The organism is Polaromonas sp. JS666 (assembly GCF_900103405.1).
Lineage (GTDB): Bacteria > Pseudomonadota > Gammaproteobacteria > Burkholderiales > Burkholderiaceae_C > Polaromonas.
Genome location: NZ_FNHX01000002.1, coordinates 359,208 through 380,612, shown reverse-complemented (window position 1 = coordinate 380,612; position 21,405 = coordinate 359,208). Strand labels below are relative to the sequence as shown.

The 21,405-nt window shown below is 63.7% G+C and carries 21 protein-coding genes, 1 tRNA gene and 1 pseudogene; 8 read left to right on the top strand and 15 right to left on the bottom strand.

Features of this window, described 5'->3' with window-relative positions; genetic code table 11:
- The first annotated feature begins 22 nt into the window (after positions 1-22).
- Positions 23-925, top strand: coding sequence for a LysR family transcriptional regulator (locus BLQ85_RS06150; protein WP_074575450.1), 903 nt, complete (start codon positions 23-25; stop codon positions 923-925).
- 311 nt (positions 926-1,236) lie between these two features.
- Here BLQ85_RS06150 and BLQ85_RS06145 read toward each other — a convergent pair.
- Together BLQ85_RS06145 and BLQ85_RS06140 are read right to left on the bottom strand one after the other, a co-directional pair.
- A pseudogene (locus BLQ85_RS06145) lies at positions 1,237-1,548 on the bottom strand (phage integrase N-terminal SAM-like domain-containing protein); the annotation flags it as partial.
- A 136-nt stretch (positions 1,549-1,684) separates the two neighbouring features.
- On the bottom strand, positions 1,685-1,987 hold the full coding sequence (locus BLQ85_RS06140) for a hypothetical protein (RefSeq protein ID WP_074575449.1): 303 nt from the start codon (positions 1,985-1,987) through the stop codon (positions 1,685-1,687).
- 562 nt (positions 1,988-2,549) lie between these two features.
- Between BLQ85_RS06140 and BLQ85_RS06130 the strand changes: the two genes are divergently transcribed.
- The 3 genes from BLQ85_RS06130 (at position 2,550) to BLQ85_RS24680 (ending at position 3,900) form a co-directional block, all read left to right on the top strand.
- Complete coding sequence (locus BLQ85_RS06130) at positions 2,550-3,014, top strand: hypothetical protein (protein ID WP_074575447.1); 465 nt, start codon at positions 2,550-2,552, stop codon at positions 3,012-3,014.
- A gap of 82 nt (positions 3,015-3,096) precedes the next feature.
- Complete coding sequence (locus BLQ85_RS06125) at positions 3,097-3,564, top strand: hypothetical protein (RefSeq protein ID WP_074575446.1); 468 nt, start codon at positions 3,097-3,099, stop codon at positions 3,562-3,564.
- 51 nt (positions 3,565-3,615) lie between these two features.
- Positions 3,616-3,900: a hypothetical protein gene (locus BLQ85_RS24680; RefSeq protein ID WP_074575445.1), complete on the top strand. Its 285-nt coding sequence runs from the start codon at positions 3,616-3,618 to the stop codon at positions 3,898-3,900.
- A gap of 77 nt (positions 3,901-3,977) precedes the next feature.
- Here the strand turns inward: BLQ85_RS24680 and BLQ85_RS06115 are convergent.
- Positions 3,978-4,051 (bottom strand) — tRNA-Gly (locus BLQ85_RS06115).
- 85 nt (positions 4,052-4,136) lie between these two features.
- Positions 4,137-5,624, bottom strand: coding sequence for a CYTH and CHAD domain-containing protein (locus BLQ85_RS06110; RefSeq protein WP_074575444.1), 1,488 nt, complete (start codon positions 5,622-5,624; stop codon positions 4,137-4,139).
- Positions 5,625-5,813: 189 nt separating this feature from the next.
- Here BLQ85_RS06110 and BLQ85_RS06105 point away from each other — a divergent pair, with 189 nt between their 5' ends.
- From BLQ85_RS06105 to BLQ85_RS06090, 4 genes are all read left to right on the top strand, one after another.
- Entirely contained in the window at positions 5,814-6,494 is a 681-nt protein-coding gene (locus tag BLQ85_RS06105) for a methyltransferase (protein ID WP_074575443.1), read from the top strand.
- A gap of 9 nt (positions 6,495-6,503) precedes the next feature.
- Entirely contained in the window at positions 6,504-8,192 is a 1,689-nt protein-coding gene (locus BLQ85_RS06100; RefSeq protein ID WP_074575442.1) for a transporter substrate-binding domain-containing protein, read from the top strand.
- Positions 8,185-8,838, top strand: a complete 654-nt coding sequence (locus tag BLQ85_RS06095; RefSeq protein ID WP_074575441.1) for an ABC transporter permease subunit — start codon at positions 8,185-8,187, stop codon at positions 8,836-8,838. Before BLQ85_RS06100 ends, BLQ85_RS06095 begins: the two co-directional genes overlap by 8 nt.
- Before the next feature lie 207 nt (positions 8,839-9,045).
- On the top strand, positions 9,046-10,689 hold the full coding sequence (locus BLQ85_RS06090) for a DUF262 domain-containing protein (RefSeq protein ID WP_074575440.1): 1,644 nt from the start codon (positions 9,046-9,048) through the stop codon (positions 10,687-10,689).
- Positions 10,690-10,764: 75 nt separating this feature from the next.
- Here BLQ85_RS06090 and BLQ85_RS06085 read toward each other — a convergent pair whose 3' ends face one another.
- The 11 genes from BLQ85_RS06085 to BLQ85_RS06035 form a co-directional block, all read right to left on the bottom strand.
- Complete coding sequence (locus tag BLQ85_RS06085; protein WP_074575439.1) at positions 10,765-11,196, bottom strand: DsrE family protein; 432 nt, start codon at positions 11,194-11,196, stop codon at positions 10,765-10,767.
- Positions 11,197-11,303: 107 nt separating this feature from the next.
- Complete coding sequence (locus tag BLQ85_RS06080; RefSeq protein WP_074575438.1) at positions 11,304-12,878, bottom strand: tripartite tricarboxylate transporter permease; 1,575 nt, start codon at positions 12,876-12,878, stop codon at positions 11,304-11,306.
- Between the two features lies 1 nt (position 12,879).
- Positions 12,880-13,308, bottom strand: a complete 429-nt coding sequence (locus BLQ85_RS06075) for a tripartite tricarboxylate transporter TctB family protein (protein ID WP_083336782.1) — start codon at positions 13,306-13,308, stop codon at positions 12,880-12,882.
- 250 nt (positions 13,309-13,558) lie between these two features.
- Positions 13,559-15,094, bottom strand: coding sequence for a sensor histidine kinase (locus BLQ85_RS06070; RefSeq protein WP_074575437.1), 1,536 nt, complete (start codon positions 15,092-15,094; stop codon positions 13,559-13,561).
- On the bottom strand, positions 15,075-15,776 hold the full coding sequence (locus BLQ85_RS06065) for a response regulator (protein ID WP_074575436.1): 702 nt from the start codon (positions 15,774-15,776) through the stop codon (positions 15,075-15,077). Before BLQ85_RS06065 ends, BLQ85_RS06070 begins: the two co-directional genes overlap by 20 nt.
- Positions 15,777-15,814: 38 nt before the next feature.
- Complete coding sequence (locus tag BLQ85_RS06060) at positions 15,815-17,293, bottom strand: NAD-dependent succinate-semialdehyde dehydrogenase (RefSeq protein ID WP_074575435.1); 1,479 nt, start codon at positions 17,291-17,293, stop codon at positions 15,815-15,817.
- A 161-nt stretch (positions 17,294-17,454) separates the two neighbouring features.
- A complete protein-coding gene (locus BLQ85_RS06055; protein WP_074575434.1) occupies positions 17,455-18,558 on the bottom strand; it encodes an ABC transporter substrate-binding protein in 1,104 nt (367 codons plus the stop codon).
- Positions 18,555-18,836: a cupin domain-containing protein gene (locus BLQ85_RS06050; RefSeq protein WP_074575433.1), complete on the bottom strand. Its 282-nt coding sequence runs from the start codon at positions 18,834-18,836 to the stop codon at positions 18,555-18,557. Before BLQ85_RS06050 ends, BLQ85_RS06055 begins: the two co-directional genes overlap by 4 nt.
- On the bottom strand, positions 18,833-19,228 hold the full coding sequence (locus tag BLQ85_RS06045) for a nuclear transport factor 2 family protein (RefSeq protein ID WP_074575432.1): 396 nt from the start codon (positions 19,226-19,228) through the stop codon (positions 18,833-18,835). The genes BLQ85_RS06050 and BLQ85_RS06045 overlap by 4 nt, the downstream gene beginning before the upstream one ends.
- Before the next feature lie 33 nt (positions 19,229-19,261).
- On the bottom strand, positions 19,262-20,089 hold the full coding sequence (locus BLQ85_RS06040) for an ABC transporter permease (RefSeq protein ID WP_074575431.1): 828 nt from the start codon (positions 20,087-20,089) through the stop codon (positions 19,262-19,264).
- A 49-nt stretch (positions 20,090-20,138) separates the two neighbouring features.
- The gene (locus BLQ85_RS06035) at positions 20,139-21,392 is read right to left on the bottom strand and encodes an ABC transporter permease (protein WP_074575430.1); all 1,254 of its coding nucleotides are present in this window, start codon (positions 21,390-21,392) and stop codon (positions 20,139-20,141) included.
- Positions 21,393-21,405: the final 13 nt, after the last annotated feature.

Below are 21,405 nucleotides of genomic sequence, written 5' to 3'. Positions count from 1 at the left end.
ATAATTTGTATTCCAAGGATGCATGATGCTCGCCGAGTTAAAAGCCCTTGTTCTTCTTGCTGAAACAGGCTCAATTCAAGCGGTCGCAAATCGCATTCCGTTGACGCAGCCAGCTGTCACGCGGCAATTGCAGCGCCTGGAAGAAGTACTCGGCACCACGCTGCTGGATCGTCGCGCAAAGCCGGCGCGTCTGACCGCCACTGGTCTGGCGGTGTTGGGGCACGCCAGAAAGGTTCTTGCCGCGTTTGAGGAACTGAAGAACGCAGTCGCCACAGACGCAACGCCAGCCGGTGATTTCAGGGTTGGAATAGCGCATGCCCTGGCGGAATCCGGCGTGGTAAGCAGCCTTCAATATCTGAAGCAAAATTTTCCGGACCTGAACCTGCGATTGACTGCGGGATGGACAAACGAACTCATTCCAAAAGTGGACAAAGGCGAGCTGGACGCCGCCCTTGTCATGGTGGCAGGAGCGAGAGACAGCTTGGCCATGTTGCCCGGCCCGGTATTGGCGCGCGACGACCTTGTCTTTCTTGCCTCGCGCAACCTGGCTCTGCCAAGAACTCCCTCCCTTGGCGAGCTAAATAGGTTCGGCTGGATCCTCACGCCGGATACCCTGTGCGGATCACGCGCCTCTTTGCGTGGCGCAGTAGAAAAGGATGGCTCGCAACTCCGTATCTCAGCGGAGGTCCACGACATGGCCCTGCAGGCATCGCTTATCGAAAGAGGCCTGGGTATCGGGATGCTTCCTAAACGCAAGGCAGCAAGTTTGAAGCGGTCAGGGTTACGCGCCATCAGCGTGCGCGGCCTGGATTTACAGATGCAGATCGCACTCATCAGGGCGCCATACCTGGGAAAACTTCAAGCTGTGGTGGACGGCCTGCAAGAAAACCTGGCGGTTGAATTTCGTCGAAATCAGAGCCGTTAGAGCGCTCATTCCGCTGACCCCGTAAGTGCGCCCCTCCTGGGCGCCAGGTATGCGACAAGACGCCTGCAGATCTCTTCAACGGCATCGAGAGATGGCCAGCGCTGGCCATAACACTTTTCAGTGACCCGCTTCCTGACCTCGCGATCCGGCACGCGTGACGGCCCCCTTACCTGGTTTCAAGACCCTCAAAGCAGGTGGCGTGTGCACCGATACCGGCCTGACGATGCCGGCAAGCTTGACCGCCTGCTTCAGGCTGCGCTGCAATCGCTCTTCATACAGATGATGACGGCGCTCTATGCCACTGCGCGGGTCGGTCGGTTGATGTTGTCAAGCCAGGGCAGATCGACGCCACGCACCTCCCGGTATAAGAACAGCAACGCGCTCAGGGCCTGGTTGTGTGTGGATGCTGAAACCTTGCGTTCCGTGGCCAACATAGTCAGAAAGTCCTCAACCTCCTTCGCCCCCATGTCGCGCGGATGCTTCAAACCATGCCAGCGGATGAAAAAACGCACCCAGTACACATAGAGCTTCTCGGTGCTGAAGCTATAGTGAAGACAGCGAATCCGCTCCCTGACCTGGTCGAGCAAGCGGGTCGATTGCAGCGGTGGGTTGCCGGGTTTCATGGAAGTATTTATAACTGTATGAAAATACGGTGCATATACCGGAAACCCAATAAACAGGAGGCTTTCGGACGATTTTTATGACCAAGTTAAACCTCAGCCGCCAAGTTAAGCCGCAGGTTTTGCGGTCTAAATTACGTTAGGCCTCGCAATGCACGTCCACCACAGTGGAGTTGAAGAGCTGCTTGTCGATGGGCAACCGCTGTATGTTCCATCGTCCGCAGCGTGGCAGGCGCTTTGGAGCGAACCAGTATTCGAGGGCAAGAGACTCCCAGTGCCGGACCTTTTGGCTCGCAAAGTAGCGTCCAACCAGCACTACCCGGAGATAGTCTCTGCGCTGGGTTTCGCCTACGATCGCGTATGGCTCTATGAACTTCTGCGCTTTCAGGGGCAGCTCTATCGAGTGTTCATCGAAGCTGTAATCTGCGACCACTGTGGCCATAGGGCCGTCCAGTCTGCTACCCCAGGAATTATGGAAATCTACTGGGGCAGCGAGAACCCCGAGGCGGCGAGAGAACGCAGCTACAGCCTTCCTCGCCTAAGCTGCTTTCGTTGCCACAAGGTCTTGGAGCGTCGTCGAACTGTGTGGCAGGTAAATGCGCCCGAGGCCTAACCCTTCCTTCAAGCGGACCTGCCTTCGGCAGGCCGCTTAAGTCAAACGTTAGGCCTCACATGCAAGACAACCCGAACGCCGCCGCCGTGAATGCACTGTTAGCCGAGTTGAGCTCTGTTTTGGGCTTCAGTAAGGCTGCGAGAGATAGCGGGAGCTTCATCACCTTAGCGAAGGACGTCGATGGGTTTACGGACAGAGTGTTCGTTACGGAGGGAATGGACCCTCGCAGCGATTCAGCGCTTAGAGAAAAGGTAAGGGCGCGTGTTTCAAGGCGTCTTGGCTCGGAGGACTGAGGTGTGAGGCTTAACATTTCAATCGACACGGATCCACAGCAGCAGGAGGCGGCTTCGCCGCAAGTGTTGGTGGTCCGGTCATTTCTACATTAGGCGTCATGAGCGAAGCACAAAGGCCGGTCTGGGTCGCGTTCCCGAAAATTCCTTGGGGCAGTATCGGCTGGCGCATGGGTGCCGGAGAGGACTACTGGCATGCGTGGGTGCCCTGGTTCAAGGCAATGTCAGGGGAGGAGCGCACGCTCTACAAGCAAGCTTGGCCCGAGCCCGAGGGCTGGGAAGGCTTCTACGCGTTCATCGAGACTGGTGCCAAGCCACCGTGGGTTCTGGAGCAGCAGCGTCTCGTTGCTGAGGCCGCTATTCCGCCCAGCGCTGAGGAAATGGTCATATCGGGCTATCACAGAGTGCTGTGGCTAATCCGCCATCACTTCAAGCGCGTGCGGCTAGACACGCGCGGGGAAGACGAAAGCTTGGCAGAAATCTATGTTGCTCCGGAGGGGTCGGAGTGGCGTTTGTCTGCATCGCTTACGCGCGGAGCAATGCACTTAACGCGGGTTGTAAAGTGACGCCTAACCCTTCCATCGAGGGGACGTCCACAAGCAAGCTTCGCTTGCTTGCGGTCGCCCCTCATGTCAAACGTTAAACATCATGGGCTACCGTTTCACGGGCCTCGTGACACTCGATCCTCGGGCGGCCGAGGTCGCGTTAGAGACTTGGCCGTTTTGCCAGTTGAAGCACGAAGAGCAGCAGTTCAATGGCTACATCCTTCGCTGCCCGGATGAAGGCGACCTTCATCCAGCCGATGGGAATGCGGAATGGGAGCGCATCCTTGACCAAGCAGACCAAGTCAGGTCGGGCTTGGCGGCGCTATCAAACCACTTTCCTGAGTCCTGGCTTGTCTACGTAGAGGTCGAGTGTTTCGGTGGATCGTGTCAAAACACCGGAGCGCAATATCTTGCCGGGTCAGTAGTAGCGACCTTTGAAGCAGGAGAGGAGGAAGCCGACTTGGCCACAATCCTTTTCCCGCTCGGCATTCAACTCGATGAAGACCAACATTTCAGGCCATTCACGCGTGGCTACTTTGAGAGGCGCAGTTATCGTGGCAATCATGTTTAACTGGTCGCTCCAGCGGACGGCTTCGCCGTCCGCTGAGCTCACACGTTAAACATGATCTATCGAGCCGTTCTCGTATGCGATAGTGTTCCGAAGGATGCTGGCTCGGAGGCTGCCATCGATATCGCGAAGGAGTTTGCGGAACATCGCAAATGGCACGCGAACGTTACATGCGCCTGGGACGGTTCGCGACTCACACGTACCGCCGAGAACGACCACGACCCGAAAGGGTTGGCGCTCCTCGACGAGTTCTCAGATTGTTTGTCTGCGTACATGGCTGGCAGATTTGACGGTGATCTGAAAGTCAAATCGATCGATGAAGTGAGCGATCCTGTCTAACAGGCTCGTCGAATGGACCCGCAACGGCGGCCAGCGCGGTCGCCATTCTTGAAAGAAATCAATCAATTACAGAGATATGGAGCGGGTGAAGGGAATCGAACCCTCGTATGAAGCTTGGGAAGCTGCCGTTCTACCATTGAACTACACCCGCGTTGGTGTGGCTGCTGACGAGCCACTTTCCGCTTGAGCCGCGCCGGAAGGGGCTCGCGGCGAATTTTACACCCCGGTTTCGGCTTTCAAGAACGCCAGTAGGGCTCAGGCAAGTCCGGCAACTCGAGCTCAGGCCGCGCCTGCTCCCGCAGCGCCACCTGCAGGCTGTGCTGCAGCTTGCCGGGCTGCTCCATGCCGGCACACAAGGTTTCGATGTGCGCCCTGGCCGTCACGCGGTCGTTGTGCAGGCCAAAAACGGTTTGTGCTTTTTTGAGCCAGTCCAGCCAGGCTTCGGTGGCCTGCGGCTCGTAGCGGCCGGCGATGAATTCGGTGAGGTAGCGCAGCTTTTTGGCGGTGATGCGCAGGCGGTGCAGGCGCGTGGGGCTTAGCTGCTCCAGCCTGGGCAGGGCCTGCCGCAGCCTGTGGGCGAGTTTTTCGAGCTGTGCCGTGAGCGTGTCAAAGGGCACGCCCGGGCCATCGTCGTCCACTTCTGCCAAGCAGCGGCCTAGTTGCAGCAGCAGGCGCTGGGTCTCGCGTTCTTCCAGGGCGGCCTGGGCCTGCAGGCGTGCCGTGGCCTGCTGCAGGGCAGCGGCCTCCTGCAGCTTCTGGCGCAGGGCGGCGTCGTGCAGGCTGTCCGCCAGCGTCGGCCAGGTTTCTTCCATAAAGACATCCCAATCGCGCGCCGCGCCCAGGCGCTGGCCCAGGGCGCGCAGGCTGTCCTGCAAGGGCGCCAGGGTTTCTTGCCGCCATTGGGCCGCACCGGCCAGCGGGCCGCAGGCCACACGCAGCCGCCGTACCGCGACGCGCAGCTGGTGCAGGTATTCGCTGTCGTAATGCCCGTCCTGGGGCTGGGCAAGAAAGCCGGCTTCATTGGCCTGCCAGTGGGCCAGGGCGGCTTCCACCGCCGCTCGCGCGATGGCGCGTGTGTCCTCGCCCGGCGGCACATCCGCCGCTACAGCCTTGGCGGGCGGTGCCGGCGGCCTGCCTTGGGCCAGGCGGTCGCCACGCTCGGCCTTGCTGTGGCTGTCCAGTACCAGCGGGTGGCGTTCCACCAGCAGCAGGGCCAGCGCGAACAGTTCGTCCACCGGGCCGTCCAGCAGTTCAAGCTCGAGCTCGCACAGCGGCTCATGGCGCTCCCGGGCCAGGATCTCGCCCTGGTCGATGGCGACTTCGATGAGGCCGCCAGCGGGGCCGGTGACGCGGCGAATCTCGCGCTTGAAGCGGGTCTGGAACTGCGGCTGCAACCGGTCTTTGAGGGGCTCCAGCACGGGCGCGAAGGCCGTGCCCGCCAGCGGCCCCCATTCGAGCGCCGGGCCGGCGACCGCGAACTCGATTTCCTCGCGCTGGTGCAGGCCGGCGCGGCTGCCGCCGCCGCCCTTGGCGGTTTGCAGCCAGTGCTTGCCGTCGCTGCGCAGGCGCAGGCCTATGCCGGCCCGGGCCAGCGCGCGCTGCGGCGTGTCGAAGTAGATGTTGTCCAGCTGCTTGTGCGTGGCGCGCGTATCGGCCCACAGCGGGTCGGCGCGCAGCGCTGCCAGCGCGTCAGGGGGCAGCCTGAGCTTGAGTTCGATTTCCATGGTGCTTGGTGCGATGCTGCCTCGCGGCGCGGCCAGCCATGGTACTGCGCGCCCGCCTGCCTGGCGAGGCGGCGGCCGGCCCGGATGTAGTCACAAAGGTGTATCCATAGGTTACTATCGCTCGAGCCGTGCCTCCAGCCGGCCGCATCACTTGCGATGCCCGCGGTTTTGGGATTCAAGAAGGCTGCTTTGAACGACCATAACTTATTCAGTCCTAGCGAGTACACCGCCGCCTTGCTGCTTTACCTGCGCAAGCACCCGGCGCGCGTGCATGCGTCCCGGGCGCTGGAGATGGGGCCGGGCAGCGGCGTGGTGATGGCGACGCTGCTGGCGCTGGGGGCGCAAAGCGCGGTCGGCATTGAACTCGAGGCCCTGGCCGTCCAGGCGACCCAGGGGCTGCTCGATCAAGAGGGCCTGCGGGCCAGGGCCAGCCTGGTCCAGGGTGACATGTGGTCGGCCTGCGGAGACGGCTGCTATGACCTGGTGGTCACCAACCTGCCGCAGTTCGCGGCCGAGCACATCGAGGGCGACGGCCGCCTGCCGAGCTGGAGCGCCGGCGGCATAGACGGGCGCCGCAGCGTGGACCCGTTTTTGCAGGGCCTGGGCCGCCACCTGGCGCCGGGCGGCCTGGCCGTGATGACGCACAACGTGTTCCTTGATTTCAGCAAGACCGAGGCCATGGCCGATGCGCTGGGCCTGCGGGCCCGCATCGCTTACTGCGCTTCGGCGCCTTTGCCCGCGCACAAGCTGGCCTGCCTGAGCCCGCAGGTGCGGGCGCGTTTTGAAGGGCGGGGCATTCACAGAATGGGCGATTACTGGTTTGTCGACTTCGACCTGGTGGAAATCAGCTGGAAGCATGATGAGGCATAAGGAAGCTTGATGGCGATCTGCAGCGTGGATCAAGGCGGCGCCGCCCTGCAAGCGGGGGTGCTGCTGCGCCGCTCGATGATCCTGGGCCTGGCGCTGCTGCTGAGCTTGGGCGCCGCCGGCCAGGACAGCCGGCCGCCGCAGGCGCCGCCGGCACAGGCCGCTGCGCAAAAAGCCAAAAAATGCGACGACGCGGTGGACGTGCTCGCGCGCGTGCTGTGCACAAAAACCCTGAGGGTGGGTGTGCGCACCGGCTACCCGCCGTTTGCGTTTGAGGACGCCACAGGCGCGCTGCAGGGTTTTGAAATCGAGCTGGCCCACCAGCTGGCGGGCTCGCTCGGTGTGGAGCCCGTGCTGGTGGTGGTCACGCCGGCGAACCGCCTGGCCTTGCTCGGTGAGGGCCGGGTCGACCTGGTCATCGCCACCATGGGCCACACCCTGCAGCGGGACCGCGAAGCGCTGTTTGTGCGACCGCATTATTACCAGTCGCAAACCATTGTGCTGGGCCGCAAGGAGCTGCAAATCGGCGGCCTGGTCAAGCTGCGCGGCAACACCGTCTGCGTGACGGTGGGCAACAGCACCAATGCCGAACTGTCGGTCAACGGCGCGCGCCTCAAGCTGTTTGACAAAGCCTCCAGCCTGGTCGACGAGCTGCGCCTGGGCGGCTGCTCGCTGGTTGCGCAGGACGACAGTTTTTTTGCCTCTTACCTGCAGCAGCCCGCGTTTGCCGCGGCCTATGACAGCAAGTTCGGCTTCGCGCCGCTGCCCTGGGGCGTTGCCGTGGCGCGCGAGGGCGGCGAGCGCCTGGCCGACGTGCTGGCGCTGTCGATGCAGCAGCTGCACATCTCGGGCGCCCTGCAGGCCCTGGCCCGGAAACACGGCGTGGACTCGCCCTTTCTGGCGCAGCAGCGCGCGCTGTGGAGCAGCAGCACCTGCGCGCAGATCAGCGCCCTGAACGATCCGGCCTGCGTGAAGGCGCCGCTGGACAACCAGCTGCCGCCCACCTCCTTCGCAAGCAGGGTCGACCAGCTCGAACACCTTATCTACCAGGCCACCGGCACACGGGTCACCCTGGCCATGTTCAAGACCTGGGTGGCGCTGGACCTGCTGCTCGAAGGTGTGTGGTTTTCCCTGCTGCTGGTGGTGGGCGCTGTCTTGGCGACCTGGGGCTTTGCGTTGGCCTTTGGCGCGGGCCTGACTTCGCACAAACCCTGGCTAAGGGTGGCCATGCGTTGCGTGCTCTGGCCCATGCAATCGACGCCGCTGATCCTGCTCATGATCTTGGCCGGTGCGGTGGTCGGCGCCCTGGGCGCCACCTCGCCGCTGGTGGCGCTGGCCGCGGCCGTGCTGGTGCTGGGCCTGTTCAACGGCAGCAATGCCGGGCAGGCCGTGGCCGAGGCCATGCTCACGCTGCGCGAGGAGCGCGCGCCGGCCCAGCCCGCGCTGAGCGCCGCGGTCTACCGGGCCAGGGCGCAAATGGTGGCTTTTGTCGTGAACGCCACCCGGGGCAGCCCCGCCGCGTCGGTCATGGGCGTGCCCGAACTGCTGGCGGCGCTGACCGACGTCGCCTCGTTCTCGAGCGAGCGCATCACCACCTACACCTTTTTGCTGATCTTCTACATGCTGCTGGTCGCCCTGGTGCATCGCCTGGCCGATGTCTGGCAGTCGCGCCTGGCCCTGAGCGGGGGTGCTTATGCTTGAGCTGCTGCCGCACTTCTTGCCGGAGTTCCTGCGCGGCCTGCTGGTGAACTTCCAGATCGCGATCTGCGCCTTGCTGGGCGGCATGCTGCTGGGCGCGCCGCTGGCGGCCGCGCGCTTTCACAACGGCCTGGCCGCCACGCCGGCCGCCTGGCTGGTCGCGCTGCTGCGCACCGTGCCCACTTTTGTCGTGATGTTCTTCCTGGTCAATGTCGTGCCGGATTTTCATGTCGGCCAGCGGCAGTTCGCCATGACGCCCTGGCTGGCGGTGGTGCTGTCACTGATGCTGTATGCGGCGGCCTATGTGTCCGACCATGCGGTCGAGGCCATGCGCCAGCTGCGCAGCGGCTCGCCCGTCGCGGCCATGCTGTTTGTGATGGGCCTGGTGCGCGCGTTTTTTGTCATGGTGCTGTCCTCGGGTTTTGGCGCCGCGGTGGGTGTGGTCGAGGCCACCACCGTCACGCTGCGCGCCATCGAAACCCTGCCCAAGGCCGGCGACAGGCTGCTGTTGATCGCCCTGGTGATTGTGATCTTTACCGTGTGTTTCCAGCTGATCTATCACCTGATCAACCACTGGCGCGGCAAGCTCAACCAGCGCTTTCACCGGCCCGTGCAGGCGGCGCGGCTGGAGGGGGCTGAACAGCCTTGAAAAGACGGTGGCCTGTTCGGTTTTGGATCGTGGGTCGTCCTCGGGCATCTGCTGGCCTGCGGTGAAATCGCGGCTGAGCGCGGCCATGCTGATTCTTCACCGGCATGACCTGTTGGGACGCCTAGGTGGTTTTGCGTGAAAGGCAAAGTGCATTGGTGGATGCCGTAAAGTTTTCCAGGTTTTGCCACCACTCTTACAAAGGCCGTAATGCAAACAAACTTCGAAAGCTTTCCTATTCTCACGCTGCATGAAAAACTCGACGCAGGCCAGTTTGCCTTGCCCAAGCTTCAGCGCGCTTTTGTATGGAACGGCGCAAAAGCGGCCAAGATGCTGGATAGCGTCTATGAAGGGATGCCTATCGGCAGCCTGACCCTATGGGACACAAGGAAGAAGAATCGTGGCTTGCTCAGGATTAGCACCAAGGTCCTGCCTCCCTATAAGAATCACCATCGTCGCGTGCTTTTTGTATTAGATGGCCAGCAGCGGCTTTCTGTATTGCATGGGGTTCGGGCGGGTGGCAGCGTGCAGAGTGGGCGTCGCGGAGAGCTTGATTTCGGACGCATGGTGTTTCGGGTGACCGAAGAGGCCGGCCCCCGCTTCCAGTACCGCAACCCAGTGGAGCGGGAATGGATTTCGTTGCAGGATATCTTGGCATCAAATTGGATTGAGCGTCTTGGCGGATTACCTAGAAGGTCGTTTAAGCGGGCAGAAGATTGCCGGGATCGTTTGCTGGCGTACGAGGTGCCCTGCGTGCGCGTCGAGACAGATGACATCGATGATGCTCGAGAATTGTTTATTCGCATCAACTCCACAGGCACACCGTTGGGTGCCGCGGACCGCGCCTTCGCGCGTGCCTCCGAATTCGATTTGCGTGAACTTGCAGATCAGGCTGCTGAGAAGATGCCTGATACCTTCAAGAGAATCAGGGATGAAGTGGTGCTTCAGACTTTGGCATTGCTCGAAGGTTTCGAGGACCTTGGTGGCGATGCCATGGATAAAGTGGTTGCAACCCTTAACGAGCGTATTCGGGCACAGGGACCATCCGCCATCAAACAGTTCACCAAGACGTGGGATTTGCAGCAGAAGGCAATGCATCGGGCATTGGACTTGCTGCGGATCCAATTCCATGTACTCGATGACGGCCTTTTACCTTCGCAATACATGGTGGCGACGTTAACGGTGTTTTTCTTCCGGCACGCCAGGCAGCCGCAGCCCGAGCAACTCGCGCAGATTTCGCGGTGGTTCTGGAGCACGGCATTGGGAAGCCGCTATTCTGGTAGCGGATATCGGGGCAACATTCTTCAGGACTCCGACTACTTCAAGAGGCTGGCCGCCAACGGTCGAGAGGTATTCAGGGTCACCGACCTTATTGACCCAACGGAAATCCGCAGGGCCAGCTATGGCAAGCGCTCGGCCATCGCGGATGCATTTTTTTGTCTGCTGATCGCGCAGAAACCCAAGCTGCTGACCAATGCCACGCTCATGCAGATGGAATATTTCGCGAGCAACGCAAATCGACGGCATAAACATCACATCTTTCCACGCAATTTGTTGACCAAGGCGGGAGTGGGCCCCAGCAGTCTTAACAGCATCCTTAATCTCTGTTTCATTCCCGCGGAAGAAAATAGTAAATTCGGTGCGCGTCCGCCTCATCGTTATCTGCTTGATTACTGCGAGAAGCGCTACTTCCCCGACGTAATGGCCCGGCATTTGATTCCTCACAATGACGAGGCCGGAATCTGGAAAAAGAAGGCCCGTGCGGCTTACTACCAGTTTCTCAGGGAAAGAGAAGAACGCGTCTGCGAAGCATTCGAAAAGGTCGCAGGTTGCCGGTTGTTTCGGCGCGTTTGATCGCTTCATCTGGAGCGGCAAGAACATCAACCGTTTGTCTAAGGAAGTGGATAAACCGCTTCCTGAATGCCGATATTAAGGCCGCAGGTAAGCCCAGCCTTCGTGCTGCTTCTTCATGATTTCCGTCACGCCCGCGGGCACATAGCTGATGCCGGCCAGCATGTCGTCCTTGCTCAGCTTCTGGGCGCGCATGGTGTTCTCGCAGGCGCTGATCTTGACGCCGGCCTTGGCGGCATCGGCGATGCGCGAGCCGGTGGGCGACTCGAGCTTGAGCATGCCTATGCCGGGGCCGTAGGCGACGATCTCGATCTCCACATTGGCCGCGCCTACGTCGTCCTGCAGGTTTTTGGCGTTGTTGAGCGCCAGGTTCCATTTGGCCGGGTCGTTGTCGCTGACCTGGATCACGATACCCTGGCGTTTGGCACCTGCGGACTGGGCGAGGGCGAGCGGCAGGAAGAGGGCGAGGGCTGCGGTGGCGCCGGCCTGGACGAAGAGTCTGCGGTTCATGTTCTAAGGTCTCCTCAAAGAGAGGCTTATTTCAACACAACGGCCGCATGAAACAAGCCCCCGAATCGCCGCAAGGGCCGTTTCGGGGGCTTGTGGTGGGGCGGGCCTTATTCGCCGGAAGCCAGCGACCCCGAGGTGGCCGCCGCCGCGGCAGGCGTGGGGGCCTTGGCGCTCTCGTTGTCCGAGTGGATGTGGTGGTCGGGCGACTTGATCAGCTTGCGGATAAACACCACCGTCTGCCACACGACCAGGATGCCAATCACGCTGAGCAGGGTGCCGCTGATGGGGCGGTTAACGAAGACATTGAAGCTGCCGCGGCTCAGCAGCATGGCGCGGCGGAAATTTTCCTCCAGCATGGGGCCCAGGATAAAGCCCAGCAGCAGCGGCGCGGCCTCCATGTCCAGGCGCAGGAAGAGGTAGCCGATGAAACCGAACACGGCGGTGGTGTAGATGTCGTCCAGGCTGTTGTTGATGCTGTAAGTGCCTATGCAGCAGAAGAACAGGATGGCCGGGAACAGCACGGTGTAGGGAATCTTGAAGACCGACAGCCAGTAGCGCACCAGGGGCACGTTGAGGACCAGCAGGAAGCAGTTGCCTATCCACATGCTGGCCACCAGGCCCCAGAACAGGTCGGGGTGGGTGGCGATCATGTTGGGGCCGGGCTGTATGCCCTTGACCACAAAGGCCGCCATCATCAGCGCCATCACGGCGTTCTCGGGGATGCCGATGGCCATCAGCGGGATGAAGCTGGTGCGCGCGGCAGCCTCGTCGGCGGCGGCCTGGCCGGCCACGCCTTCAATGCATCCGGTGCCGATTTCGTGTTTGTATTTGCTGAGCTTTTTGTCGGCGGCATAGGCGGCGAACTGGGCGATGGTGGGGCCGCCGCCGGGCAGTATGCCCAGGATGGAGCCGATCACGCTGCCGCGCAGCGCGCTGGGGATGATGCGCTTGAACTCGGGCCAGGTGGGCATGAGCTTGATCTTGCCGTTAAAGGGCGTGAGCACGTTTTTGTTGTCGAGGTTTTTCACGACCTCGGCAATGCCGAAGCAGCCCAGCGCGATGCTGATCAGGCCGATGCCGTCCATCAGGAAGGGCAGGTTCATGGTGTAGCGCGCCACGCCGCTGTTGACGTCGGTGCCGACCATGCCCAGCAGCACGCCGACCATGGCCATGGCCAGGCCGTTGAGCAGGCTGCCGCTGCTGACAAAACTCACGCAGAAGAAACCCAGCAGCATCAGCGCGCAGTAGTCGGCCGGCCCGAACAGGAAACCGACTTCGCCCAGCGCGGGCGCCATGGTCGACAGCACCACGATGGCGACCGTGCCGCCAATGAAGCTGGAAACGCCGGCGGTGAACAGCGCCAGGCCGGTCTTGCCCTTGAGCGTCATCTGGTAGCCGTCTATGCAGGCCACGATGCTGCTGGCATGCGGGATCTTCATGGTGATGGCGCTCACGCTGTCGCCGTATTGCGCGCCGTAGTAGATGCCGGCCAGCATGATGAGGGCGCCGCCGGTGGGGATGGAGTAGGTCAGCGGCAGCAGCAGGCTGATGGTGGACAGGGGGCCCAGGCCGGGCAGCAGCCCGATCAGCGTGCCCACCGTACAGCCCAGGGCGCAATACAGCAGGTTTTGCAGCGTCAGCGCGTGTTCGAAACCGAACGAGAGGTTGTGCAGGACTTCCATATCAGTACAGCGGCAGGCTCAGGCCGAGAAATTGTTTGAAGGCGAAGGCCACGGCGACCAGGCCGATGGAGATCTTGACGTTGCGCACCAGCGAATACGAGGTGCCGGCCAGCGTGGAGCAGAACACCAGGAAGACGATGCCCAGGATCATGTTGACGAACTGGGAAATCACCGAGAAGCCGACCAGGCTCACCAGGATGATGGCGATGTTCTTGGCGCTGTAGTCCAGCGGCACGGGGTCGACAAAATGCGAGCGCACCACGGTGAGCACGCCGATGACGAACAGGAAGGAGCTCACCAGCAGCGGGAACAGGCCGGGCCCGGAACGGCTCAGCTCACCCATGGTGTAGCTGAAGGACACCCCGCCGAAGACCAGGGCGATGGCCATGAGGCACAGGCCCCGTACGAAATTGCGGTTGTTGAAGTTCATCGTGGGGCGCTCCATGGCTGGGCCGCGAAGGGCCTTGTCGCAAACGGGGGGTGTGTCATCCGTGTCTCCTTGGGGTGATGTCCCGGCCCCGGGCCGCTCGGGAAATGCGGCCTGGGGGCGTTCGGGCTGGAGGGGATGTTAGGAAGCGAGGCTTCCAATCGGCTTTCGTTTTGCGCGGCCGGGGCCAAAATACGTGTTATCACTAACGGGTATGAACCCGCTGTGGCCGCTCCCGGGCGGGCTGTCAGCGCTACTGTTGGGGCGCCAGCGGCAGGCGCAGGATGGCGCGCAGCCCGGGGCCGGAAGCCGGGTCGGCCAGTTCGATGTCGCCGCCGTTGCGCCTGGCGTAGGCGCGCGCGATGGACAGGCCCAGCCCGGCACCGCGCGAGCCTTTTTCGGCGCCCGGGCCAGCCGAATGAAAGCGCTCAAACACCTGGCCGCGGCGCACCTGGGCAATGCCGGGGCCGTTGTCGCGAACCTCGGCCAGCGCCATGCCGTCCCGGTTGCCCGCCATCACGGTGATCTGGCCGCCGGGCGGTGTGTAGGCGATGGCGTTGTGCACCAGGTTGGAAAGCGCCTCGTGCAGCTCGGGCTCCCGGGCCAGTACCGGGACCGCGGCTGCCGGCGCGTCTTGCGCCGCCGCATCCGTATCCGCCGAATCCCCGCGGGCGTCGACCCAGCCCAGGTCCAGGTTTTTTTCATGGGCCAGCGCCAGGTGCTGCAGCACCACCTCGCGGGCGACGGCGTTCAGGTCGACCAGGGTGGGCGTGCCGGCGGGCGGCGCGCTCTCGCTCGCGTGGGCCAGCGACAGCAGCTGCTCGCACAGGCGCCGGCTGCGCGCGATCTGGGCGACCATGGCGCGCAAGGTCGTGTGAATCTGCCCGGTGTCTTTTTCGCGCAGCGCTACGCCGGCCTGGGTCAGCATGATGGCCAGCGGCGTGCGCAGCTGGTGCGAGGCATCGGCCAGGAATTGCGATTGCTGCTCCAGCAGCTCGCGGTAGCTGGCCAGGTGCTGGTTCAGGGCCTCGACCAGCGGCGCCACCTCATGCGGCACGCCGCTGGTGTCCAGCGGCTTGAGCTCGTCGCCCTTGCCCTGCAACACCGACTTGCGCAGGCGCTCCAGCGGCTGCAGCGACCAGGTCACGCCCAGCCAGACCAGCAGCACCATCACCAGCACCATGCGCGCGTCGCGTATCAGCTCCTGCCGCAAGGTGGCGTCCTGCGCGCGGTCGCGCGGGACCGTACTTTCGGCAACCTGGACCAGCAGGCTGAAGGGCCGGCCCTGCCCATCCCGCACCTGGCTACGCAAGGCCACCACCCGCACCGCATGGCCCGCGTGGAAGCTGTCATACCAGACGGGCGAGCCCGCGGCGGGGGCATCGGCCCCGGGTGCTGAAAGTTCGGGCGGCGGCGCCGGCAGCTCTGTTCCGCCCAGCAGGGTGAGTCCAGATGGGTTGGTGTTGCCGGCCTGCGCCGGCGTCTGCGGCAGGGGCGCCAGGCTCACCTGCAGGTATTTTTGCAGGGGGTAGTCCGCGCCGAATATGGCTTGCACCCCGGCTGGCGCGTTGAGCTGCAGCGAGCCGTCCCGCGCCGGTGTCACGCTGCTTTGCAGCGCGTGCGCGGCTTCCAGCATGCTCTGGTCGTAGGCCTCCTGCACCTGGTTTCTGAGGGCGCTGTAGTCGTTCCAGCTGTCCAGGGCCAGCAGGCCCAGGATGGCCGGGAGCAGCAGCGTGAGCAGGCGCGCGCGTATGCCGAAGCGGTCAGGGTCAGTGCGCAGTATCTTCATGCGCGGCGCTTTCCGGGGCAATGCTTTCCAACATATAACCCAGGCCGCGCACGGTGACGATGCGCACGTCGCCGCCTTCAAGCTTGCGGCGCAGCCGGTGCAGCACCAGCTCGATGGCATCGGGCCCGGCGTTGCTGTCGGCCGGAAAAACCTTGCCCGAGAGCTGCGATTTTTCCACCGGCGTGCCGCTGCGCGCCAGCAGCACGGCCAGGGCCGCGCTTTCGCGCGGCGTGAGCTGCAGCAGCGTGCCGCCCAGCGTGAAGGCGCGGCTGTCGTGCGGGCACGAGAGAGACCCGCACTGCAGCGGCGCGTGGGAGCGGCCGCGGCTGCGCCGCACCAGCGCGGCGAGGCGGGCCTCGAGTTCCTCGAGGGCAAAAGGCTTGCTCAGGAAGTCGTCGGCCCCGACGTTCAGGCCCTTGACCCGGTCCTGCAGCGAGCCCTGGGCGGTCAGCACCAGCACGGGCGTGCGGTTGCCGTCCTTGCGCAGCTCGGCCAGCAGGGCCAGCCCGTGTTTGTCGGGCAGGCGCAGGTCCAGCACCACGGCGTCATAGTCGTTGCCGGCCAGCAGCGACTCGGCGGTGGCGGCATCGGGCGCGTGGTCGGACACATAACCGCTTTGCTTGAAGGCGCGCAGCAGCCACGCCGCCATTTCGGCTTCGTCTTCGACAAGCAGCAGGCGCATAGAGGCGTGGTGGGCGGGCGAGTGTAGGGGGAACCAGTTTAGCGCTGGATGTCGCCCAAGCACAGGTACTTCATCTCAAGGTACTCTTCGATGCCGTGGCGCGAACCCTCGCGGCCCAGGCCCGACTGCTTGACGCCGCCGAAGGGCACGTGCTCGGTGGCGATCACGCCCGCGTTGATGCCCACCATGCCGTATTCCAGCGCCTCGGCCACGCGGTAGATGCGGCCTATGTCGCGGCTGTAGAAATAGCTGGCGAGACCAAACTCGGTGTTGTTGGCCGCGTCAATCGCCTCCTGGTCCTTGTGGAAGCGGAACACCGGCGCGAAGGGGCCGAAGGTTTCTTCGCGGGCGCAGAGCATGTCGGCGGTGGCTTCGGAAACCACCGTGGGTTCGAAGAACTGGCCCTGGAGCTTGTGGCCGCCGGCCAGCAGCTTGCCGCCCTTGGCGAGGGCATCGTCCACATGGCGCTGCACCTTCTCGACGGCGGCGTCCTCGATCAACGGGCCTTGCACCACGCCGTCCTCAAAGCCGTTGCCGACCTTGAGGCCCTTGACCTTGGCGGCGAATTTCTCAACGAACTGGTCGTAGATGCCGTCCTGCACATAGATGCGGTTGGCGCAGACGCAGGTCTGGCCGGCGTTGCGGTATTTGCTGGCCATGGCGCCCTCGACGGCCGAATCCACGTCGGCATCGTCGAACACGATGAAGGGCGCGTTGCCGCCCAGCTCCAGCGCGAGCTTCTTGACGCTGGGCGCGCTTTGCGCCATCAGGATGCGGCCGACCTCGGTGGAGCCGGTGAAGCTGATGTGGCGCACCACGTCGCTGGCGCAGAAGACTTTGCCCACGGCGATGCTGTTGGCGCTGTCGGCCGTCAGCACATTGAGCACGCCGGCCGGGATGCCGGCGCGCACGGCCAGCTCGGCCGCGGCCAGGGCCGTCAGCGGCGTGAGCTCGGCCGGCTTGATAACCACCGGGCAGCCGGCGGCCAGGGCCGGGGCGACCTTGCGGGTGATCATGGCCAGCGGGAAGTTCCAGGGCGTGATGGCGGCGCACACACCGATCGGCTGCTTGATCACCATCAGGCGGCGGTTGTTGTCGAACTGCGGCAGGGTCTCGCCGTTGACGCGTTTGGCCTCTTCGGCAAACCACTCGACAAAACTCGCGCCGTAGGCGATCTCGCCCTTGGCCTCGGCAAAGGGCTTGCCCTGCTCGGCGGTCATGATGCGGCCCAGGTCTTCCTGGTTGGCCATCAGCAGCTGGAACCACTTGAGCAGGATGGCGTGGCGCTCCTTGCCGGTCTTGTTGCGCCATGCCGGCCAGGCGGCGTTGGCGGCGGCAATGGCGGCTTCGGCGTCCTGCGGGCCCAGGTTGGCCACGTCGGCCAGCTTGCGGCCGGTGGCGGGGTCGTTCACGTCAAAACGGGCTTTGCCCGCGACCCACTGGCCGTTGACCAGCGCGTCGGTCTTGAACAGGCTGGGGTCTTTGAGCAGGGAAATGGGGGAAGTTTTCATGTCCATGAACGGGAGTCCTTAAGGCGGGAGGATGCTGGGGGAAGTGGGAGGGGGAGAGACCGTCGGGTGATTTTGACAGCTTTCGCGGGGACGGCAGGGCGGCGGGCCGGTATGCGACCCCGGGAAAGGGTTTCAGTGCGAGAGGCGCGATTGCGGAAAACCAGCCCTTACTTTATGCGTTGGGCAAACTGCTTTTCCAGCGCCGTCCCGCCGGCCTTCGTCCAGAAGGCCGGGTCAAAGGCCAGCGAACGGCGCATGTTGCCGGGCGCCGACGGCAGGTCGCTGCCGGCCATGGACAGGTCCGTGACCGGCGCGCTGGCGGCGGGGCGGGCGCGGCCGGTGTCGTAGCGCAGGATGGCGTTGAAGTGCGTGGGGCCGTAGGGAATCTCGCGCGAAAAGGCCAGCTGTGCTTCTTCCGAGGTGGCGAAACTGATGAAGGCGCGCGCCTGCTCCAGCCTGGGCGTGCCCTTGATGATGACCCAGTAGTCCAACTCGTACACGGCGTCAAGCCAGGAGATGGCCAGCGGGCTGAGGCGCTCGCGGTTGGCAGCGGCGATGCGGCCGTTGAAGGCGGTGGACAGCGTGGTTTCGCCGGAAGCCAGGCGCTGCGGCGGCTGGGAGCCCGACTCCCACCAGACGATGTGGGGCTTGAGCTGCTCGAGCTTGGCCAGGGCGCGCCGGGCGCCCGCCTCGGTGGCCAGCATGGCGTACACGTCGCGGCGGTGCACGCCGTCGGCCATCAGCGCGATTTCCATGTTGTAGCGCGCGCCTTTGCGCAAGCCCCGCTTGCCGGGAAAGCGCTGCACGTCCCAAAAATCCTGCCAGCTGCGCGGCGCCTCCTTGAAGCGGCCCGGTTCGTAGGCCATCACGGTGGCCCATACAAAGGCGCCGACACCGCATTCCTGCACGGTGCCCGGCAACAGCATGCCGGCATGGGGAATGCTGCCGCGGTCTATGCGCTCGAACAGGCCCGCGTCGCATCCGGCCTTCAGGTCGGCGGATTCCACTTCGGCCACATCCCATTCGTTCTTGCGTTCCTTGAGCATGTTGCGAATGGCCGGGAGGTCACCCGGATATTCAACCCCCCGCGCTTCGGTTTTGTAGGCTGCCTTGAAGGGCTGGATGAAGGCCGCGTCCTGCGCCTTGCCGTTGGCCCCGCCGAAGTTGGCGACGGTCAGCCCTTGCGCGGGGATTTGAACGGGGTTCTGGGCGTGCACCGGCAGCACCAGGCTGAAGGCTGCAATGAGCGTGGATAGATGGTGCGTTTTCATGGGAGCGTGCCTTTCAATTCGATTTCCACAAACCGGAATTCCTTCGCGCCTGTGTTGATGACGTTGTGCGCCACGCCTGCGGGCCGCGCATAAGCCTGGCCCGCGTGCAAGTTGACGTCCGACCCGCCTATGCCCAGGGTGCCGTCCGTCAGCGGTACCACTACGTAGGGGCGGGTGTGGACGTGATGGCCTGTTTCGGCGCCTGGCGCAAAGCGCCATTCGGTCACGACGACCCGCTCGTCGTCGACGTGCATGAGTGCGGTGGCTTGGAGCGTCATGGTGCGCTGCCCTCCAGGTGGAAGGCCTTGGACGTGATGCGCCAGCCCTCATCGGTGCGAAGGTAGCCCAGGTGGTCGACGAACACTTTCTGGTTGATGCGCACTCGAACTTTGACCATGGCCTGCCGGCTCGACACCACGTCGATCAGCAGGATTTCCTGCTCCCGCGGCGCGCCTGAATTCATCGGGGAGATGCGGGTCGCCAGAATCTCCCGGTAGGCCGAGGTGGGCCATACCACCAGCGCATCGTCCGTGAAGCCATGGAGTTGCGCCGTGGGATGAAAGACGTTGTCGAACTGCGCGACGTCGCAGTCGTACATGAGTTGGAAATATCGCTCGACTGCTGCGGGCAGGTTGCCGATGACCTCGCCCCGAATGTTGTCTTGGCGCATGAATTGCCCTGTGGTGAAAGAAGGAGCCTGCGCTCAATTGCGCCGCCCGCGCAGCCATTCCAGAAGCAGCAGGAGGGTGGTGGTGAAAATGATCAGCAAGGTGGCCACGGCCGCGATCGTTGGCGAGATGTTTTCCCGGATGCCGTTGAACATCTGGCGGGGCAGGGTAGCCTGGTCCGTGCCGGCCAGGAACAGCGTGACCACCACTTCGTCAAAAGAGGTGGCAAATGCGAACAGCGCGCCGGAAATCACGCCCGGAGCGATGACCGGCAGTGTGATCCTGAAGAAGGTTCGCAAGGGCGTCTCGCCAAGGCTCAGTGATGCCCTGACCAGGTTGTGGTTGAAACCCGCAAGCGTCGCCAGCACGGTGGTGAGCACGAAAGGCGTGCCCAGCGCCGCGTGCACGGCGATCAGGCCCAGGTAGCTGTCGGCCAGGCCGAGCGGCGCGAAGTAGAGGTAGGTGGCCACCCCTACCACCACGATGGGCACCACCATCGGCGCGATGAGAATGCCCATGAGCAGGCTCTTGAAGCGAAAGTGGGTGCGCGACAGGCCCACCGCGGCCATCGTGCCGAGCGTGGTGGCGATCAGTGTGGCGGCGGGCGCCACGATGAAGCTGTTCTTCGCGGCCCGGGCCCATTCGGGCGAATCCATCAGGTTGCGGTACCACTTCAACGACCAGCCCGGGATGGGGTAAGCCAGGAAGGAGCTGTCGGAAAAGGACAGCGGCACCACGACCAGGATGGGCGCCAGCAGAAAGATGAGTATGGCGACGCAAGCGGCACGCACCAGCCACCAGCCGGCTTTGTCGGCCGTGGTGGCATAGCGCGGGAAGACGGGGCCGTTGATGAGTTTGTGCATGGCGGATGAAGAGTGGAAAGCTGCGGAGGGTCTGTATCGTGAGGGGGTATCAGCCCATGCTGAGTTCGGCCTTGCCGATGCGCCGGTAGACGCCGTAAAGCACCATGGTGGCGGTCAGCAGCAGCGCGCCCAGCGCGCAGGCCATTCCCCAATTGACCTGCACATTGGTGTACCGCGCGATGTAATAACTCAGCATCTGGTCGTCCGCACCGCCCAGCAGGGCAGGGGTCACGTAGTAGCCGATGGACAGGATGAACACCAGCAGCGCCCCGGCGCTGATGCCAGGGTAGGTTTGCGGCACGTAGACGCGAAAGAATGCGGCCAGGGGTGCGCTGCCCAGCGAAACCGCGGCCCGCACATAGGTCGGCGGCACGTTTTTCATCACGCTGTACAGCGGCAGGATCATGAAGGGGAGCAGGATGTGCACCATGGCGATCACCACACCCGCGCGGTTGAACAGCAGCGGCAGGGGGCTGTCTATGAGGCCCATGCCCATCAGCCCGCGATTGACCAGGCCTTCCGATTGCAGCAGCACGATCCAGGCGGCCACCCGGACCAGTATGGACGTCCAGAAGGGCACCAGCACCAGGATCATCAGCAGGTTCGCCTTGCGCGCCGGAAGCGAAGCCAGCCACCAGGCCAGTGGATAACCCAGCGCCAGGCAGAAGAGCGTGACGATAAAGCTGATCTGGAAGGTGCGCAGCAGGATGGGGCCGAAGGCGCGCAGCTCGGGCGGCATGCGCTCGATATCACCCTGGCTGCCCCGCCGCAGGTCCACCGATGCCAGCAGGTAGTCGGGCGTCCAGCGGGAACCGTTTTTGGCGATCGCTTGCCAGAAGGGCGGGTCTGCCCAGCGCGGATCGAGCTGGAGCAGCCGGTCCCGTATTTCCTCGGGAGAGCCCGTGACGGGCAAGGCGCGGAATGCTCCCATCACCAGGGAGCGAGCGCCGGGCACTTCAGAGTTGAGCCTTCGCGCCAGTGCACCGGCATCGGAGCTGTCTGAAAGGTGGCCCAGGTCTTGCACCAGCGCCGCATAGCTTGCGGCGGCCGGTGGCGCCTCGGGGTTCCAGCCCTCAAGGCTTTTCACCGTCCGGGGCAGCGCTGTCGCCACCTCCGGGTTTTCAACGGCGCGCTGAAGCAGCGCCGCGATAGGAATGAGCAAGGTCAGCAGAAGAAACACCAGCAGGGGCACTGTCAGGGCGAAGGCGCGCCATTTGCGCCGCGCCTCGGCCCGCGACAGCGCCTTGCGCAGCGCGCGGGCGTCTTCGCCCGTCAGGGCTGCTTTGCTGGTGGAACTGGTCATGCTGGCTTGCTCC